This is a genomic window from Janthinobacterium sp. 64 (assembly GCF_002813325.1).
GTDB lineage: Bacteria > Pseudomonadota > Gammaproteobacteria > Burkholderiales > Burkholderiaceae_D > Janthinobacterium.
This window is the reverse complement of sequence record NZ_PHUG01000001.1, coordinates 2,112,081-2,129,601: the sequence shown is the minus strand read 5'-3', so window position 1 is coordinate 2,129,601 and position 17,521 is coordinate 2,112,081. Positions and strand designations below refer to the sequence as shown.

The following is a 17,521-nucleotide window of genomic DNA, read 5'->3' as shown; positions in this document are numbered from 1 at the left end:
CTCATTGCGCTTGCGTAACTGCGCCGGCACGCTGTGCCAGGTGCGCGCGCAGCAGGGCGGCGATGGCGTCGACATCCACCGGCTTCGTCAGGTGGTGGTCGAAACCGGCTTGCTCCGTGCGTGCGCGCGCTTCGCCCTGGCCCCAGCCCGTCAGGGCGATCAGCAGCACGTCGCGCCCGTGCGCGCGCTGGCGGATCTGGCGCGCCGCTTCGTAGCCATCCATGTCCGGCATGCCCAGGTCCATCACGATTAGTTGTGGCAAGGCAATATCAATGGCCGCCAGCGCCTGCGCGCCGCCATACGCGACCTTGGCCGCATAGCCCTCGAGCTGAAACAGGCTTTGCAGTGAATCGGCCGCGTCGCGGTTGTCGTCCACCACCAGCACTTGTAAGGGCTGGCCCGCGCTCACGGGCGCGTCGTTCCTGGAGGCCGGCATGGCGGCAGGGGCGCCGCTGGCGCTGGCCGGCAAGGTGACGATGAAGCGGCTGCCCCGCCCGGGGCCGTCGCTGCAAGCCTCGATGCTGCCGCCATGCATTTCGGCAAATTGGCGCGCCAGGCTGAGGCCAATGCCCAGGCCGCTGGTCATTTCGCCCGCCACCGTGCGTCCCTGTTCGAACATGGAAAAGATGCGCGCGATGGCGTCCGGCTCGATGCCGATGCCATTGTCTTCGATGACCACCTGCACCTGGCCCTGTGCCTGGCGTGCCGTAATGTGGATGTGGCCGCCATCCGGCGTGAACTTCACGGCATTCGAGACGATGTTGGCAAAGATTTGCACCACCCTGGCGTAGTCGGCGTGCAAGGTCACGGCATGCGGCGGCAGGTCGCGGGTGATGCGGATGTGCCGGCTGCTGGCCGCTGGCTGGCACAGTTCGCTCACATGGTCGAGCACTTGCTGTAGCTCAAAATCATTGCGCTGCAGCACTACCTTGCCGCTGGTGATGCGCGCCACGTCGAGCAAGTCATCCACCAGCCGCGTCAGGTGCGTCACCTGGCGTTCGATCACGTCGCTTACCTTGCCGACCTGTTCCGATGCGGGGAACAGGTGCTTGAGCACGGCCACGGAGGACTTGATGGGCGCCAGCGGGTTGCGCAGTTCATGCCCGAGGCTGGCAAGGAATTCATCCTTGCGCCGCTGCGTTTCGCGCACCTGGTACTGGCGCTGGCGCGCGCGCAGCATGGCGTGCGCCGACGTGATCAGGGTCAGGATGTGCACGGGGCGTTCCAGCAGGGTCAGATTGCCCAGGGTGGCAATGGCTTGCCGCAAGGGCAGGGAATCGAGCCCCGCGTGCGTCAGCAGAATGATGGGCAAGTCGGACCAGTCCGGCTGCTGCCGGGCATAGGCGTCGAGCACGGCGTAGACGCCCGCATGCAGCGCCTCGTCCACCGTCAGCACCCCGCCGGCGCCCAGCGCCAGCTGCCCGGCCAGTTCTTCCGCGGAGCGGCAGGCATGGCTGGCGATGGCCTCGCTGGCGAGTACCCTGGCGGCCAGGGTGGCGTCCTGGCCGCCAGGCGCGCAGATCAGGATGCGCTGCTCCATGGCGATTCCTAGGGGAAAGGCGTGCCGCCGATGGTGGGCAAGCCCGACAGGATGCCGTGAAAGCCGGCCAGGGCCGGGCCGATGCGGATGCCCTGTGCGCTGATGTCGAAGCGGCGGATGCTGCGTTCGTGCGCACTGCCGCGTTTCTTGAAGACGGAAATGGCTTGCCGCACCTCGCCTTCCGTTTCGTAATAGCGCAGCATGATGACGCCGTCAGCCAGGTAGCTGGCGTCGGCCGAGGTGGTCATCACGGTGCCCAGCATGTTTTGCTGCACCCCGACGAGCAGGGTGGCCACGCCGTGCTGGCCCAGGTAATTGAGCAGTTCATGCAGATAGGTGCTCTGGAAGCGTTCGTCGGGCACCGCATGCATGTAGCCGTTCAGGCTATCGATGACGATGACCCTGGCGCCCTGCTGCGCCGCGTCGACGACGGCCTGGGCGAATTCTCCCGGTGTCAGCTCGGCCGGATCGATCTGCTGTGCGCTCAGCAAGCCTGTGTCGAGCGCCGCCTGCAGGCGCATGCCCACGCTGTCGGCCCGGTTCAGCAGCTTGCTGCGCGCTTCCTCGAACAGGAACATGGCGCACGGTTCGCCGCGGGCCGTGGCCGCGTGCACGAATTGCGCCGCCAGCGTGGACTTGCCGCTGCCGGCCGGGCCGGAAATGAGCGTGCTCATGCCTTCTTCCAGGCCGCCGCCCGTCATGGCGTCAAGCTCGGGCACGCCGCTCGACAGGCGCCGGTGGGCGCCGTCGCGGCGCGTCTCGGCCGCCACCAGGCGCGGATAGACGACCAGGCCCTCATGGGCGATCTTGTAGTCGTGCGTGCCGCTGCGAAACGGCACGCCCCTGTATTTCACCACGCGCACGCGGCGCCGGTCATTGCCATACGCCTGGTTTTGCAGCTCCAGCGAGATCACGCAATGGGCCACGCTACGTACTTGCAAGCCGTCATCGAGCGCGGAACGGTCATCGATCAGCAAGGTAGTGCAGTGCCGGCTGGCCAGGTAGCGCTTCAGCGCCACCACCTGGCGCCGGTAGCGCAGGGGGTTTTCCGCCAGTAGTTGTAATTCGGATAATGAGTCGAGTACCAGCCTGGCGGGCCGGTGTTTTTCGATGGCGGCCAGGATGCGCTGGTTGGTCGAGGCCAGCTCGATCTCGGACGGGTGGAAGATGGTGTACTGGCGCTCGGGGTCGAGGATGTCGTCGCTGGGCGCCACTTCTTCGATGGCGATGCCGGCCAGGTCCCAGCCGTGCGACAGGGCCGCGCCGCGTAGCTCGATTTCGGATTCGGCCAGGGCGATATACAGTACGGGTACGCCATTGCGCGCCCCTTCGGCCAGAAATTGCAGCGCCAGGGTGGTCTTGCCTGTGCCGGGCACGCCTTCGACCAGGTACAGGCGTTCGGCCAGCAAGCCGCCCGTGAGTACGGTGTCGAGACCGGGCACGCCCGTCGACAGCAGCGCGTCCGGGCCGTCCGCGCCATCGTGCTGCGCCAATCCATGAGCTTGTGCCGTCATCATCGCACCCCGCTTCGCCACGCCGTGGCCAATATAGTAGCGCGTCTGCTTCCACCTGTCTTTTCGATACCATTGGTAAATAATTATTTTGCCACGCCTGCCGCGTGGGGCCGGTGTTGCGTCCTTGTCGGTCAGTTCAGCAAAGAAATCTTGACCCTGCTACAGTATTCATTCAATCCACCTTTTCCGACGTGCCGTTTGGGCCGCCGCCCGCCAGGTTCCTGCTCGACTTTGCTGGCGTGCCGCCGTTGTTGCTGCCTTCATTTTGTTGCCTCATTGATAATTCAATTTGTTTGATAGTTGCTATGTTTCAATTGTAACGATGCTTGACGATTTTAGAATGATCGTTCATTCTTTGATCTGCGTTAATAAATTTAGTCATTTCTAACGACACTAGCCAGCTTCTTTTTCAGAAAGTCCAAGATGCAACCAACCTTTTCCCTGACGTCGCCGCGTACGAGCGGCGCTATTGCCGTTCTGTGCGCCACTGTAATCATGGCCGGCTGCAGTAAAAAACAGGAAGCACCTCACGCGCAGCAAGCGCCACAGGTGGTCGTGTTTACTGTTAATCCGGCCGCGTTGCCGATGAGCGCCGAATTGCCCGGCCGTACGAATGCCTACCAGGTCGCCGATGTGCGCCCGCAAGTCGGCGGCTTGATCCAGAAGCGCCTGTTTGTCGAGGGTAGCGATGTGAAAGCGGGCACGGCCCTGTACCAGATCGATTCCGCCACCTACCAGGCGGCCGCCAATTCGGCCAAGGCCGCCTTGTCGAAAGCCAAGGCCAACTTGCTGACGGCCGGTCCGAAAGCGTCGCGCTACAAGGAGCTGGTTGCCATCGAAGGCGTGAGCCGCCAGGAATACGATGATGCCATCGCCGCGTTCGAGCAAGCCAAGGCAGACGTCGAGTCCGCCACCGCGGCGCTGGAATCGGCCAACATCAACCTGCGCTACAGCACCGTGACGGCACCGATCAGTGGCCGCACCAGCCGCTCGTCCGTGACGGCCGGCGCGCTGGTCACGGCAGGCCAGGCCGAAGCCCTGACCACCGTGCAGCAACTCGATCCGATCTACGTCGACGTGACCCAGTCGAGCACCGACCTGCTGCGCCTGAAGCGCCAGATGGCCGACGGCTCGCTGAAGAAAGTGGGCGAAGGCCAGGCCAAGGTCGACCTGATCTTGCCGGACGGCAGCAAGTACGGCGAATCGGGCAAGCTGCAGTTCGCCGGCGTGACGGTCGATCCGACCACCGGTAACGTGATCTTGCGCGCGCTGTTCCCGAACCCGAAAGGCGAATTGCTGCCAGGCATGTACGTGCGTGCGCAGCTGGAAACGGGCGTCGATGAAAAAGCCATCACCGTGCCGCAAGTGGGCGTGACGCGCAACCAGAAGGGCCAGGCAACCGCCATGATCCTGAATAAGGAAAACAAGGTCGAGCAGCGCGTGCTGACCACCAGTGGCACCGTCGGCACCAACTGGCTGGTGACGTCCGGCCTGGCCGCAGGCGACCGCGTGATCGTGGAAGGCTTGCAAAAAGTCAAGCCAGGCGCGCCAGCCGTTGCCGTGCCGGCCAAGGCTGAAGCTGCTCCTGCTCCTGCTCCTGCCGCTGCCGCTGCCGCTTCTGCCGCTTCTGCCGCCGCATCGGCTGCCAGCGCCCACTAATTCAGGAGAATATTAATGGCCCGTTTTTTCATTGACCGCCCGATTTTTGCCTGGGTGGTCGCGATCGTCATCATGCTTGCCGGCGTGATTTCGATCCTCAGCCTGCCGATCGCGCAGTACCCGAGCATCGCTCCGCCGTCGATTTCGATCAGCGGCTCCTACCCTGGCGCTTCCGCCAAGACCGTGGAAGATGCCGTCACCCAGGTCATCGAACAAAAGATGAAGGGTATCGACGGCTTGCGCTACATGTCTTCGTCGAGCGATGCCACTGGCGGCATCAGCATTACGCTGACATTTACCAGCGGCACCAATCCCGACATTGCTCAGGTGCAGGTACAGAACAAGCTGCAGCTGGCCACGCCACTGCTGCCGACGGCTGTCACGCAGCAGGGTCTCGTCGTGTCGAAAGCGACGAAGAACTTCCTGATGGTATTCGGCTTCATTTCCGAAAACGGCAAGATGGACCAGACCGACTTGAGCGACTATGTCGCCGCCAACGTCGTCGATCCGCTCAGCCGCGTGCCGGGCGTGGGCGATGTGACCCTGTTCGGTTCGCAGTACGCCATGCGCATCTGGCTCAATCCGGCCAAGCTGCAAAGCTTCAACCTGACCCCGGCGGACGTGATCACGGCCGTGCAGGCGCAAAATGCGGAAGTGTCGGCCGGTGAACTGGGCGGCACGCCGTCCGTCAAGGGCCAGCAGCTGAACGCGACCGTCTCGGCGCAAAGCCGCTTGCAGACGGTGGAGCAGTTCGGTGCCATCTTGCTGAAAACCACGACCAACGGTGCCATGGTGTACCTGAAGGACGTGGCCAGCATGGAACTGGGCCGTGAGAACTACAACACCGTGGCCCGCTACAACGGCCATGCGGCCACCGGCGTGGCGATCAAGCTGGCGACGGGCGCCAACGCGCTCGATACGGCCAATGCGGCGAAAGCCATGCTGGGCACGCTGAGCAAGCAATTCCCTGAAGGCATGAGCTACCAGGTGGCGTTCGACACCACCCCGTTCGTGAAACTGTCGATCGAAGAAGTGGTGAAAACCCTGGTCGAAGCGGTCATCCTGGTCTTCCTGGTGATGTATCTGTTCCTGCAGAACTTCCGCGCCACCCTGATCCCGACCATGGCCGTGCCGGTCGTGCTGCTCGGTACCTTCGGCATCCTGAATGCGTTCGGCTATTCGATCAACACGCTCACCATGTTCGCCATGGTGCTGGCCATCGGTCTGCTGGTCGATGATGCCATCGTGGTGGTGGAAAACGTCGAGCGCGTGATGAGCGAAGAGGGCTTGTCGCCGCTGGAAGCGACGCGCAAGTCCATGACGCAGATCACGGGCGCGCTGGTCGGTATCGCCATGGTGCTGTCGGCCGTGTTCGTGCCGATGGCCTTCTTCGGCGGTTCGACGGGCGTGATTTACCGCCAGTTCTCGATCACCATCGTCTCGTCGATGGTGCTGTCGGTCATCGTCGCGCTGGTGTTTACGCCTGCCTTGTGCGCCACCTTGCTCAAACCGGTCGAAAAAGGCCATCACGCGACGAACAAGGGTTTCTTCGGCTGGTTCAACCGCAGCTTCGACAGCAGCAGCAACAAATACCAGGGTATGGTCGGCAGCATGATCCGCCACCGCGCCCGTTCGATGCTGCTGTACGTGCTGTTGCTGGCCGGCCTGGTGTTCGTCTTCATGCGCCTGCCGACCTCCTTCCTGCCGGAAGAAGACCAGGGCATCCTGTTTACGCAGATTCAATTGCCGACGGGCGCCACGCAAGAGCGCACCCTGAAAGTGATCGAACAGGTCGAAGACCACTTCATGAACAGCGAGAAAGACAACGTCGCTTCCGTGTTTGCCGTCGCCGGTTTCAGCTTCGGCGGTAACGGCCAGAATACGGGTATCGCCTTCGTGCGCCTGAAAGACTGGTCGCTGCGCAAGGATGTGGCGCAAAAAGCGCCGGCAGTTGCCGGTCGCGCCATGGGCAAGTTGTTGCAGATCAAGGATGCGATGGTGTTTACGTTTGCTCCGCCTGCCGTGCTGGAACTGGGTAACGCCACCGGTTTCGACATGCAGCTGCAGGATATCGGCGGTGTCGGCCATGACGCCCTGATGGCGGCGCGTAACCAGTTGCTGGGCATGGCGTCGCAGAATCCGGCCATGGTCGGCGTGCGCCCGAACGGCCAGGAAGATACGCCGCAGTACAAGATCGACATCGACCAGCAAAAAGCTACGGCGCTGGGCTTGCAGATCTCGGAAATCAACCGCGTGCTGAGCGTCGGCTGGGGTAGTTCGTATGTGAACGACTTCCTCGACCGTGGCCGTGTGAAGAAAGTGTTCATCCAGGGCGACGCCAGTTCGCGCATGCTGCCGGAAGACTTGAACAAGTGGTTCGTGCGCAATACCGCTGGCCAGATGGTGCCGTTCTCGGCCTTCGCCACCGGCAAGTGGATTTACGCGTCGCCACGCCTGGAGCGCTACAACGGCTTGCCGTCGGTAGAGATCCTCGGTACGCCGGCGCCGGGCCAGAGCACGGGCGCCGCCATGAACGCGATGGAAGCGATGGTGGCGCAGTTGCCGCCTGGCATAGGCTTCAGCTGGACCGGCGTATCGCTGGAAGAGCGCGAATCCGGTTCGCAGACGCCGCAGCTGTATGCGCTGTCGCTGCTGATCGTGTTCCTGTGCCTGGCTGCGCTGTATGAAAGCTGGTCGATTCCGTTCTCCGTGCTGCTGGTGGTACCGCTGGGCGTGATCGGCGCCGTGCTGGGCACCTGGTTCTTCGGCCTGTCGAACGACGTGTACTTCCAGGTGGGCTTGCTCACGGTGGTGGGGCTGTCGGCGAAGAATGCGATTCTGATCGTCGAGTTTGCCAAGGAAATGCAGGAATCGGGCATGTCGCTGCTGGACGCGACCTTGCATGCCGTGCGTCTGCGTCTGCGTCCGATTCTGATGACCTCGATTGCCTTCGGCCTGGGCGTGTTGCCACTGGCCATTTCCAGCGGCGCCGGTTCCGGCAGCCAGAACGCCATCGGTATCGGCGTGCTGGGCGGTATGTTGACGGCCACCTTCCTCGGTATCTTCTTCGTGCCGGTGTTCTTCGTGCTGGTGCGCGGCTTCTTCTCGAAGCCGGACGCGCCCGCCACGCCGGCGACGCCTGGCTCGCCAGCCGTCACGCTTTCTAAGGATGCGCATTAATATGAAAAAAACGCTACTTTCCATGGCGGCACTGGCTTTGCTGGCCGGTTGCAGCCTGGCTCCCACGTACGAGCGTCCGGCAGCGCCGGCGCCCACGGCGTGGCCGACCGGTCCTTCCTACAAGGCCGACACGGCCGCCGCCGATGCCAAGCCGGTGGCGGACGTCGCCTGGCGCGAGTTCTTTGCCGATGCGCGTTTGCGCCAGGTACTGGAACTGGCGCTGGCCAACAACCGCGACCTGCGCGTCTCGATCCTGAACATCGAGAAGGCGCGTGCCACCTACGGCATCGAACGCGCCGCCCTGATCCCGACCTTGTCGGCCTCGGGCGGCCAATCGGCCACGCGTATTTCGAAAAACGCCAGCCCGACGGGCGAAGCGTCCATCAATCGCCAGTACACGGCGAACCTGGGCGTCTCGGCCTACGAGCTGGACTTCTTCGGCCGCGTGCGCAGCCTGTCCGACAGCGCGCTGGAACAATACCTGGGCACGGAAGAAGCACGCCGTGCACAGCAGATCAGCCTGGTGGCCGAAGTGGCCAGCACCTATCTGAACCTGGTGGCCGACCAGCAGCGCCTGCGCGTGGCGCAAGATACCTTGAAGAGCCAGCAGTCGTCGTATGACCTGGCCGTGCGCCGCTTCAGTGCCGGTGCGACTTCCGGCCTGGACAAATACGATGCCCAGACCAGCGTGGAATCGGCCCGTTCCGACGTGGCCGTCTACACGAGCCAGGTGGCGCTGGATCAAAACGCGCTGGTGCTGCTGGTGGGCGGCCCCGTGCCGGCCGACCTGCTGCCGCCAGCCGAGTTCGGCGCCGTGACGGCGCTGGCGGACATTCCGTCCGGCGTGCCGTCGGACGTGCTGCAACGCCGTCCCGACGTGCTGGCGGCCGAGCGCACCTTGCGCGCTGCCAACGCCAACATCGGCGCGGCGCGCGCGGCCTTCTTCCCGCGCATTTCGCTGACGGCGACGGCGGGTTCTGTCAGCGACAACCTGTCCGGCCTGTTCAAGGGCGGCAGCGGCACGTGGAGTTTCTTGCCGCAGATCAGCTTGCCGATCTTCGATGGCGGCGTGAACCGCGCCAACCTCGATATCGCCAAAGTGCAGCGTGAAATCTCCGTGGCGCAATACGAAAAGGCGATCCAGATCGCCTTCCGTGAAGTGTCCGATGCGCTGGCCCAGCGCGGCACCATCGACGAGCGCCTGCAGTCGCAGGTCTCGCTGGTCGAAGCGTCGACGAAGAGCTACACCATCCACGATGCGCGCTACAAGCAGGGCGCCGAGTCCTACCTGAACGCCCTGGTGGCCCAGCGCGCGCTGTACACGGCGCAGCAAAGCCTGATCACGGCGCGCCTGGCCAAATCGACCAACCTGGTGACCTTGTACAAGGTGCTGGGCGGCGGTTGGCAACCTGAGCAGACAGCCGTCGCGGCGGCTGGCGGCGCCCAATAACCACGGGGACGCCGACGCCGGCCTTGCCCATGTCCGCAGGGGCAGGGCCGGCGCGCTACTGGAAAATCATGAACCAAGTTGAAAAGAAGCATCCGGATCCCGAGCGCGCCAACACGCGGCGCAAGCAGGTCCTCGATGCGGCCGAAAGCTGTTTCAGCCGCCGCGGCTTTCACGGCGCCAGCATGGCCGAGATATCGAAAGCGGCCGGCATGAGCGCGGGCCACATCTATAATTATTTTGACAGCAAGGATGCGATCATCGCCGCCTTCGTCATGAAGAACACCGAGCGGGTGTCGAACCTGATGCAGGATCTGGCGCAGCGCGAAGACCCGCTGCAGTCGGTGATCGACAATGCGGGCGAGCATGTGCTGGAAAGCCTGGATCCGAAAACGTGGGTGATGCCGCTGGAAATTTTTGCCGAGGCCTCGCGCAATCCCGCCATTGCCGAAATGCTGCATTGTGCCGACCGGCGTTCGCGCGCCTTGTTCCTGACGATCATCCGCGACGCGCGCATCAAGCGCGGCCTGCCGGCCGACGAAGAGATGCTCGAAGGGCGCTTGAATGCCATGATCGCCATGTACCAGGGCTTGCCCGTGCGCGTGGTGCACAATCCCGACGTCAAGGTCGAACCGCTGATCGCCGGTTTCCGCATCGTCCTGACGGCGCTGCTGCTGAGCGAATAGGGCGCCTGGACGGGGCATGCAAAAAAGTTTGCGCAGTTCGATATGAATCATGCGCAAAGCATGGCAAAAACCTAAAAGCGTCTGCTATAATTCCCACCTCGTCGGGGCGTAGCGCAGCCTGGTAGCGTACATGCATGGGGTGCATGGGGTCGGAAGTTCGAATCTTCCCGTCCCGACCATAAGAATCAAAGACTTAGGCCAATCTTCGGATTGGCCTTTTTCTTTTCTAGCGTTTTACCCCTACAATTACCCCAACAGTTCTACGGACTCACATTACCCCTCGCGGCATCGCCTGACACCTTACTTCTTCCTTTACTCGCGTCGATGCATTTTTCTGCCACTTGGCGACTTCGGCGGGAATCCATGCAATTGCCCGTGGGCTGACATGAACGGGCGATGGGAAACTGCCATCTTTCGCGCCGCGAAGAATGGTGTTGCGCGACCTGCCTGTGACCTCGATTACGGCTGCCAGTCTAAGAAATTTTTGGACTTCGTTCATGGTGCTCATAATCTGCTTTCTGTTGCTTGCAGGGTCTTGATAAGGCCGAGCTGGCGGGGATCGCTCTTGTCCAGCACGCAGATCTGGGTCATGCCACCCGGCGAGCGGTCATCGCAGCCCGGCTGGTCGTTGGCCACGGCCAGCTCCGCGGCGCTCGAGCACACGCTCGCGTTGGCGTGCTCGGTCAGGAATGCCGTCACCAGGCTGTGGTGGTCGCATGCGGTGACCGTGCCGATAGGATCGGTCAAGTCCGACGCGACGACACCCGTGTAATGCCTGGCCAGACCGGCATGTTCATGAAGGACTGCTGTGAGCGTGAAATCATCGCGTGGCGCGCGTGGGCTGAGCGTGGGGGCCTGGCGAACCGCTACGTGACATGTTGGTGGAAGCGGTGGAAGCCAGATTTGGGCCGGCCAGCGTTGGATCGGCGAAGCTGGAATTTTTGAGCGATAACGGCGGCGCCTATCGAGCCCATGAAACGCATGCGCTGGCGCGCCGGGCTCAGGAGAGGGCGTTAATTAACTTTAGGATGTGTCCGGTTATCCGGCGCTCTGCGTCGCAGCGGGCGCCTTGCATAGCATCCGGTTCTGTTCTTCATATATTCACAATAATTTCCTGAGGATTACTTAGCGGCGGCGACGCGATTTTGCGACGATGGAGCTGGTCGGCGGTGTTTCCGTCTCTCAGGCGAAGTTCTTGGCTGATCGTGCTGCCAAGATCCAGGTGGTGCTCCAGAGGAATTTCGACTGCTGGCCGTGGTGGACGCTCCATTCGATACTACCCGGAAGGCTTATGCAAGGGACGCACCCGGTCTGGTGAGCTGCGGGAGCGGGATTGGACATTGCCTTTGCCTGTACCGATGGGGTCTCACGTTATGCGTTCCATTCGCGTATGTAAATGATCCAGACAGAACTGCCGCGCCAGTATACACTGATATATCAGAAGGATTTTCTTCCCAATAAACTCATTTTAAATTGACCTGACGCGGATGTTTGCGAAAAACACATCATTTCTTTACGATGATTTCTCAGATGATTTTTATCTCCATAAAACAAAAATAAACGCGTTTCATTCGCAAGACAAACTGCTGCCCTACCATGATGTTAGACCGCACAGTCATGATCGAGCTGAACTATTGTATTGTGCAAAAGGACTCATTAACGTTCAAGTGGGAAAGTGTCTTTGGGTGGTACCTGAAAACTGCGCCGTCTGGATTCCGTCTGGCATAGCCCATCGGAACTTCGGGAGCGGCTTCGTCGAGTACTGCGCAATATTTGTCGATATCAAGCAAGCTGCCAGTTTGCCGCATGAGGCGTTCGTGATCGAACCGACGGTGCTATTAAGGGAGCTTATACTCAAGTCGGTTTCATTAAACCAGTCGTATGAGAAAAATAGCGCGGAGTGCCGTTTTTTCAGTGTGCTGTTCGATGAAATTGGCAATGCCCAACGGCTGAACCTGATCGTTCCCATGCCAACCGATCCGCGCTTGCAGTTGTTGGTTGAACAATTGATCTCCAATCCTGCGGACAAGACCAGTCATTGTGAGTGGGCTGCACGATTGGCGCTCAGCGAAAGAAATTTTAGCCGCATCATCATGCAGCAGCTTGGCATGACACTGGGTCGCTGGCGCCATCAATTGCATATTACGATCGCCATTCCGCGCATCCGAAGCGGGGAAACGATACAAAAAGTTGCGCATGATCTGGGCTATGAGAATGCTAGCAGCTTCATCAATATGTTCAAGCACATCATGCACAATCCGCCGAATCGATTCGTCACCATCACACGCAACAGGAAACATCCCTGAGCTGGTCAGCTCACCGATGCTATTGTTTGTATTTTTTTCGCAGTCGGTTCAGGGTTCCATCATTGTTCATGTCCGTCATTGTCTGCCTGAACTTCGCAATCACGTCATATGGCACTTTGTTTTTATTGAACATGATGTAGCTGTCGTAGCTGCCAACCGGCGGGCCGATCATTTTGACGTCAGCTGATGCGTTGAGTCCTTTTAATATGGCCAAGCCGACCAGACGGCTGCAAAGTACCGCATCCATCCTGCCGGCAAGTAATTTCCTGAAATTCATCTCGTGCGAACTTGACGGCTCCAGCTTCTTGTTCCCGCCATCAATGGAAAACTTTTTCAAATCGATACCGTACGAGGCGCCGTGCAGTACCCCGATCGAATAGCCAGCCAGTTGTCCCGGGTTGCCGGAAAATTGTATTGTGGAATTTGCACGCACAAAAATCTGGATATCCTGCTTGAGCAGTGGGAGCAGCGCAAAGTCATATCGACTTTCGCGTTCAGGTGTTTTTCTCATCGGGAATAACGCATCGATTCTGCCACTCTCCAGATTGGACAGAGAGCGCTTGAACGGCAGAAATTCGATGGCGATCGGCTGATCCATCCGGCCAAATGCATGCTCGATCAATTCTACGGCCAGTCCCGTTGGTTGCGGGCTTGCATGCTCGTCAACGTAAGGCGGATAGTTCAATGTCGCGATCTTTAATTCCAGTTGCCTGACCGCCTTCGTGGGTTGGCATGTCATGGTCGCGAACAACAGGAAAAGATACGATAATCTTGCTCGCATGGGGTTTCTCCGGCTAAGCGATGTTCGGCAGGTATCTTTCATTGTCAATTCTTAAGTTGCAGTGCTGCCTTATGCTGCGTCACTACGGGTGTTCGGGCTGTCGCATTCCTGGCCTCGTGATGCGTCTTGAACACGCTCATCAGTTGAGCCAGCTCGGTTGCCTGCTCCTGCATTGCCGCTGAAGCTGCCGCCGCTTCCTCTACCAGGGCCGCATTTTGTTGTGTGACCTGGTCCATTTCCGTCACCGCCTGGTTGATTTGCTCAATGCCAGCACTTTGCTCAGTGCTGGCCTCGGAGATTTGGCGGATGGTCTCGGTTACGCCTGCGACACTTTTGATGATCTCTTCCATCGTGCCGCCAGTCTGCTGCACCAGCGCCGATCCCGTATCTACCTTGTGCACAGAATCATCAATCAACAGCTTGACCTCTTTGGCCGCACTGGCCGAGCGCTGCGCCAGGTTGCGTACTTCAGACGCAACCACGGCAAAACCACGTCCCTGCTCGCCAGCACGCGCCGCTTCCACTGCGGCATTGAGCGCCAGGATATTGGTCTGAAAGGCGATGCCATCAATCACGGAGATGATGTCGACGATTCTCCTCGACGATGCATTGATGCCGGCCATGGTGTCGATCACGTCGCTGACCATAGTACCGCCTTTCTCTGCAATAGCCGATGCCTCTTTCGCCAGTGTACTGGCATGGCGTGCGTGTTCGACGTTTTGTTTGACCGTGGCTGTCAGTTCTTCCATTGAAGAAGCGGTTTCCTCAAGCGAGCTCGCCTGCTGTTCCGTGCGGGCTGACAGATCCAGGTTGCCCGCGGCAATTTGTGCGGAAGCGGCGGCAATATTTTCAGTTCCTTTGAGCACCTTCGACACAATACTCAATAGATTGCTGTTCATGCTTTGCAGCGCCTGCATCAATGATCCCATTTCATCCTTGCGATCTACTTGTACCAGGCTTCTGAGGTCGCCGTCCGCGACAGCTTGTGCAAGCTGCACGGCCGATGCAATCGGGATGGTGATGGAGCGGGTGGCGAAATAGGCGGATGTTATTCCAGCCAAGAGGGCCAGCGTGCCCATCACGATAAGAAAAATGCGAGTATTTGCGTAAGAACTCAACACATTCGATGCCACGAGTTTTGCCGCATCTGACTGGGTAATGGCAAGTTGCCGGATACTGGCGAGGTAAGTGGCTGATGCGGGAAGGACTTGTTCATGAAAGATGGCGTTACCGGCTGTGCTATCGTTATCGGCTTTCGCTTTCAGCATCTGGCTGCGTGCCTCGACGTAGCGGCTGCGTTGCTGTTTGACTTTGTTGAACTCAGCGATGACAACAGGGTTGCGTAGTGACCCTTCGATTTCGTGCTGCAGTGCCAAAGAGCGTGTAGCATCGGTATTGATCTCGTCCAACAGCAGTTGGCTCTCAGTCGCATCGGTGCTTTTCCACATGGCGGCCGAGCGCAACACATTGAGCTCAATGATCTTGGACCATTCGGCGACCATGCTGACATTCTTGTAGCTGACATTGATCAGGTGGCTGGTCGCCCCACCCGCTATTTCCATTTTGATTATGGCAACCGACGCCAGAATGACTAACAGCAGTAAAACCGTGGCAAACCCCAAGCCCAGGCGTACGCCAATTTTCAAATTTTTCATGCAATGACTCCGGTGTCGTGAGAGAGAATGACGTGCTATCGATGCCGTATAGCGGATATCGGCTGGCGCAGTCGTTTTTCTGGCGGTCCCGTCGCCGATGTATGTCCCGGATACGTCTAGCGCTAGCGTCAGCAAGCACGATGGCGTGTCCATAAAGACAGCCAGAATCGTCCGGAATTTTTTTTTGCAATCATATTTGCTTGATGGAAATAATGTTGTGTTGATCCGCCAAGAAGTTATGTGAAACGGCCAATCACGTTAACCGCTGTTTCGAACAAGACTTGTGGCGATGTATCTATCGGTTGGTCCTTAGCCGATCGGACAGAGGCAAAATGCAACGCATCTTCATCATTCCTTGATGCTTTCCACAAAATATCTGCATCATTGAGTGAGAAGCTGCCGGCATCCTGACAACGTCGCCGCTACCATGCCCGCTCGAATTCCACTTTTTCTCTGCACGCTGCTGCTCGGCGGCTGTTCTCTCGCTCCTTCTTATCAGCGTCCGGCGATGCCGGCTTTGCCGTCCACGTTGGGCTCAGGCACCATACGGTCCGATGTAGATGTCGTGGCGACTGCGTCGCGCTCGACCCGTACGGCAGCCTTTACTGCACTGAATATCCAGGAGTCCCGGTTGGTGAACGACTTCGCACCGCAGCGTAGCGCCGACCAGCTGGCTACCCTGACGACGCTAGTCGAGCAGGCGCTGGCACACAACGCACAATACAAGCTGGCCATGCGTCGCGTTGACGAGGCACGTGCGTTGATGCGCATGGAAGGCGCGGCTCGCTTGCCCTCCGTGGCGTTCCAGGCGGAGAGCAAGCGTACTCGCTTCGACAATGCCGACCTGAATGAGACCGAGCGCGAACATTACAGCGCAGCCGGCTTGGGCATGGATTTCGATCTGGATTTTTTTGGCAGGCTACGGTCGCTGTCACAGGCAGCTCAGGAACGTTATGTCGGGTCCGGATACGGCCTTGCGGCAACCCGCGCCGCACTCATCGCGGAAGTGTTGCGTACCCACTCGATCGCGGTCGCCACCGCCGATACCTGGCGCGTCCTGCGCAGCAATGACGGTTATCAACGTCAACTCGAAGCCTATGCGCGGCGCCAGTTCGAGCTCGGCCTGATCTCGCGCGACAAGTTGGACGCGGAACGCAATGCCGCCGCCGCACACCACGCGGCCACCGTCAATGCCGAGGCTCAATTCGCTGTCGCGCAACGCGCCCTGAATATCCTGACCGGCTTTGTGCCCTCCGCAACGCTGGACACGGCCGGCAGCGTGGATGTGCTGGCAGCGATGCCGTTGCCGATCGCCGCGCTGCGCGACCTCGATGCCCGCATTTTGCTCGACCGTCCTGACATCCGCCAGGCGGAGGCCGAGCTGAAGGCACGCCATGCCGACATCGGCGCGGCGCGCGCGGCATTTTTTCCATCGATACACCTGAGCACTGGCGTGGGATCGGTCAGCGAAAGCCTTGACGGCCTGTTCAAACCGGGTAGCCGCGCCTGGACCTTCAATCCATCCGTCAGCCTGCCGATTTTCGACGGCGGCCGCAACCAGGCGCAGCTCGACGTGGCGGAACTGCGCAAGGATGCCGGCGTTGCCGCCTACGCCCAGACCATTGAAGCGGCGTTCCAGGAAGTGGCGGGTGCGCTCGACCAGCAACGCGCGCTGGAGGCCGGCGAAGCGGCGATGCGTCAGCGCGAGGAATCGCTGGAACGGCGCACCAGAGCGCTGACACGGCGCGTACTGCAAGGCCTCCAGGACACCACAGAACTGCTGGACGAGCACCTGCGTATGGAGGCGGCATCGCTCGCCCACATCGACGCCGCGCGCGATCTCGCCCTCAACCGGATTCGTTTGCTGCACGCCTTCTATGGCACTTCCTTCTCACTTAACCAGGATTGACCACACCATGATGTATACGTTCCGCTCCTTCCTCCTGGCCTTGTCCGCCCCGACCCTCGCGCTGGGCTTGCTGGCGCCCAGCGCACACGGCGCCGAACTGACCGTCAACTACCTGCTGGGCGACAAGTTCGAGGCGGCTATCGGTGCCGGCGTGCGCGTCGCCCCCCGCTACATGGGTTCGCGCGACACCACCACCACGTTTGTCCCCGTGATGTACGCCCAGCGCGGCATCTTCTTCATCGACACCAGCCGTGGCGCAGGCCTGCAACTGCTTACCGACTCCGGCTTTTACGTGTCGCAGTCGATCCACTACGACCAAGGGCGCGGCGTGAAGTCCGACCTGTTCCGCCCTGGCGGGCGCGACCTGGCCGGCATGGGCGAGGTGCCGGGGTCGGCCACCTGGCACACGCTGATGGCCCAGCAGGTCACGCCCGGGCTGTCGATCAGCGCCGAGGCCGATGTCACGCTCAAGTCCGGCGTGGACCGGCAGAACTTGCGCGTGGGGGCGGAGTGGAACGTGATCGACGCGGGCGACGAGCGAGTGGCGCTGGGCGCCAACGCCCACTGGGGTAACGCCCGCTACAACCAAGCGTATTTTGGCGTGACTTCGACGCAAGCGGCCAACACCCGCTTTGCGGCGTACAACGCGCATGGCGGCCTGTACGCATATTCCGTCAGCGCCCAGTGGGAACACAAGCTGGCCGAGCACTGGTACAGCTCCGTGCAACTGACCGCCATGCCGTTCGTCGAGCACGCCAAGAACAGCCCGCTCATGGCGCGCAAGACGCCGGTCGAAGCGATGATGACCGTCCGGTACGTTTACTGACCGATGGACCAGGAGAAC

Annotated in this window: 13 protein-coding genes, 1 tRNA gene and 1 pseudogene; 9 read left to right on the top strand and 6 right to left on the bottom strand. The window is 60.6% G+C overall.

Annotated elements, in window-relative coordinates:
• Nucleotide 1 precedes the first annotated feature (1 nt).
• Together CLU91_RS09370 and CLU91_RS09365 are read right to left on the bottom strand one after the other, a co-directional pair.
• A complete protein-coding gene (locus CLU91_RS09370; protein WP_100873936.1) occupies nucleotides 2-1,540 on the bottom strand; it encodes a hybrid sensor histidine kinase/response regulator in 1,539 nt (512 codons plus the stop codon).
• 8 nt (nucleotides 1,541-1,548) lie between these two features.
• Complete coding sequence (locus CLU91_RS09365) at nucleotides 1,549-3,054, bottom strand: ATPase domain-containing protein (protein WP_100876654.1); 1,506 nt, start codon at nucleotides 3,052-3,054, stop codon at nucleotides 1,549-1,551.
• Between the two features lie 423 nt (nucleotides 3,055-3,477).
• Between CLU91_RS09365 and CLU91_RS09360 the strand changes: the two genes are divergently transcribed.
• The 5 genes from CLU91_RS09360 to CLU91_RS09340 all read left to right on the top strand — a co-directional run bounded on the left by CLU91_RS09360 (nucleotide 3,478) and on the right by CLU91_RS09340 (nucleotide 10,205).
• Nucleotides 3,478-4,713: an efflux RND transporter periplasmic adaptor subunit gene (locus CLU91_RS09360; protein WP_100873935.1), complete on the top strand. Its 1,236-nt coding sequence runs from the start codon at nucleotides 3,478-3,480 to the stop codon at nucleotides 4,711-4,713.
• Nucleotides 4,714-4,728: 15 nt separating this feature from the next.
• Nucleotides 4,729-7,893: an efflux RND transporter permease subunit gene (locus CLU91_RS09355; protein WP_100873934.1), complete on the top strand. Its 3,165-nt coding sequence runs from the start codon at nucleotides 4,729-4,731 to the stop codon at nucleotides 7,891-7,893.
• Nucleotide 7,894: 1 nt separating this feature from the next.
• Nucleotides 7,895-9,343, top strand: coding sequence for an AdeC/AdeK/OprM family multidrug efflux complex outer membrane factor (gene adeC, locus CLU91_RS09350; RefSeq protein WP_100873933.1), 1,449 nt, complete (start codon nucleotides 7,895-7,897; stop codon nucleotides 9,341-9,343).
• Nucleotides 9,344-9,411: 68 nt separating this feature from the next.
• The gene (locus CLU91_RS09345; RefSeq protein WP_034752166.1) at nucleotides 9,412-10,026 is read left to right on the top strand and encodes a TetR/AcrR family transcriptional regulator; all 615 of its coding nucleotides are present in this window, start codon (nucleotides 9,412-9,414) and stop codon (nucleotides 10,024-10,026) included.
• Between the two features lie 102 nt (nucleotides 10,027-10,128).
• Nucleotides 10,129-10,205 (top strand) — tRNA-Pro (locus CLU91_RS09340).
• 89 nt (nucleotides 10,206-10,294) lie between these two features.
• Here the strand turns inward: CLU91_RS09340 and CLU91_RS09335 are convergent.
• Together CLU91_RS09335 and CLU91_RS09330 are read right to left on the bottom strand one after the other, a co-directional pair.
• Entirely contained in the window at nucleotides 10,295-10,525 is a 231-nt protein-coding gene (locus CLU91_RS09335) for an AlpA family phage regulatory protein (protein ID WP_157814664.1), read from the bottom strand.
• Between the two features lie 5 nt (nucleotides 10,526-10,530).
• Complete coding sequence (locus CLU91_RS09330; protein ID WP_100873931.1) at nucleotides 10,531-10,773, bottom strand: hypothetical protein; 243 nt, start codon at nucleotides 10,771-10,773, stop codon at nucleotides 10,531-10,533.
• A gap of 36 nt (nucleotides 10,774-10,809) precedes the next feature.
• Here CLU91_RS09330 and CLU91_RS28470 point away from each other — a divergent pair.
• Together CLU91_RS28470 and CLU91_RS09325 are read left to right on the top strand one after the other, a co-directional pair.
• Nucleotides 10,810-11,021, top strand: a pseudogene (locus tag CLU91_RS28470) (IS3 family transposase); the annotation flags it as partial.
• Between the two features lie 492 nt (nucleotides 11,022-11,513).
• On the top strand, nucleotides 11,514-12,332 hold the full coding sequence (locus CLU91_RS09325; RefSeq protein ID WP_100873930.1) for an AraC family transcriptional regulator: 819 nt from the start codon (nucleotides 11,514-11,516) through the stop codon (nucleotides 12,330-12,332).
• 19 nt (nucleotides 12,333-12,351) lie between these two features.
• On the opposite strand, the gene CLU91_RS09320 is transcribed toward CLU91_RS09325, so the two are convergent.
• Together CLU91_RS09320 and CLU91_RS28700 are read right to left on the bottom strand one after the other, a co-directional pair.
• Nucleotides 12,352-13,113 carry a substrate-binding periplasmic protein gene (locus CLU91_RS09320; RefSeq protein WP_157814663.1) on the bottom strand — a complete coding sequence of 254 codons (762 nt, stop codon included), beginning with the start codon at nucleotides 13,111-13,113 and terminating at the stop codon, nucleotides 12,352-12,354.
• 44 nt (nucleotides 13,114-13,157) lie between these two features.
• Entirely contained in the window at nucleotides 13,158-14,768 is a 1,611-nt protein-coding gene (locus CLU91_RS28700) for a methyl-accepting chemotaxis protein (RefSeq protein WP_100873928.1), read from the bottom strand.
• A gap of 427 nt (nucleotides 14,769-15,195) precedes the next feature.
• Between CLU91_RS28700 and CLU91_RS09310 the strand changes: the two genes are divergently transcribed.
• Nucleotides 15,196-16,677 (top strand): efflux transporter outer membrane subunit, encoded by a 1,482-nt coding sequence (locus CLU91_RS09310; protein ID WP_100873927.1) that lies wholly within the window; start codon nucleotides 15,196-15,198, stop codon nucleotides 16,675-16,677.
• Nucleotides 16,678-16,684: 7 nt separating this feature from the next.
• Complete coding sequence (locus CLU91_RS09305) at nucleotides 16,685-17,503, top strand: MipA/OmpV family protein (protein ID WP_157814662.1); 819 nt, start codon at nucleotides 16,685-16,687, stop codon at nucleotides 17,501-17,503.
• Nucleotides 17,504-17,521: the final 18 nt, after the last annotated feature.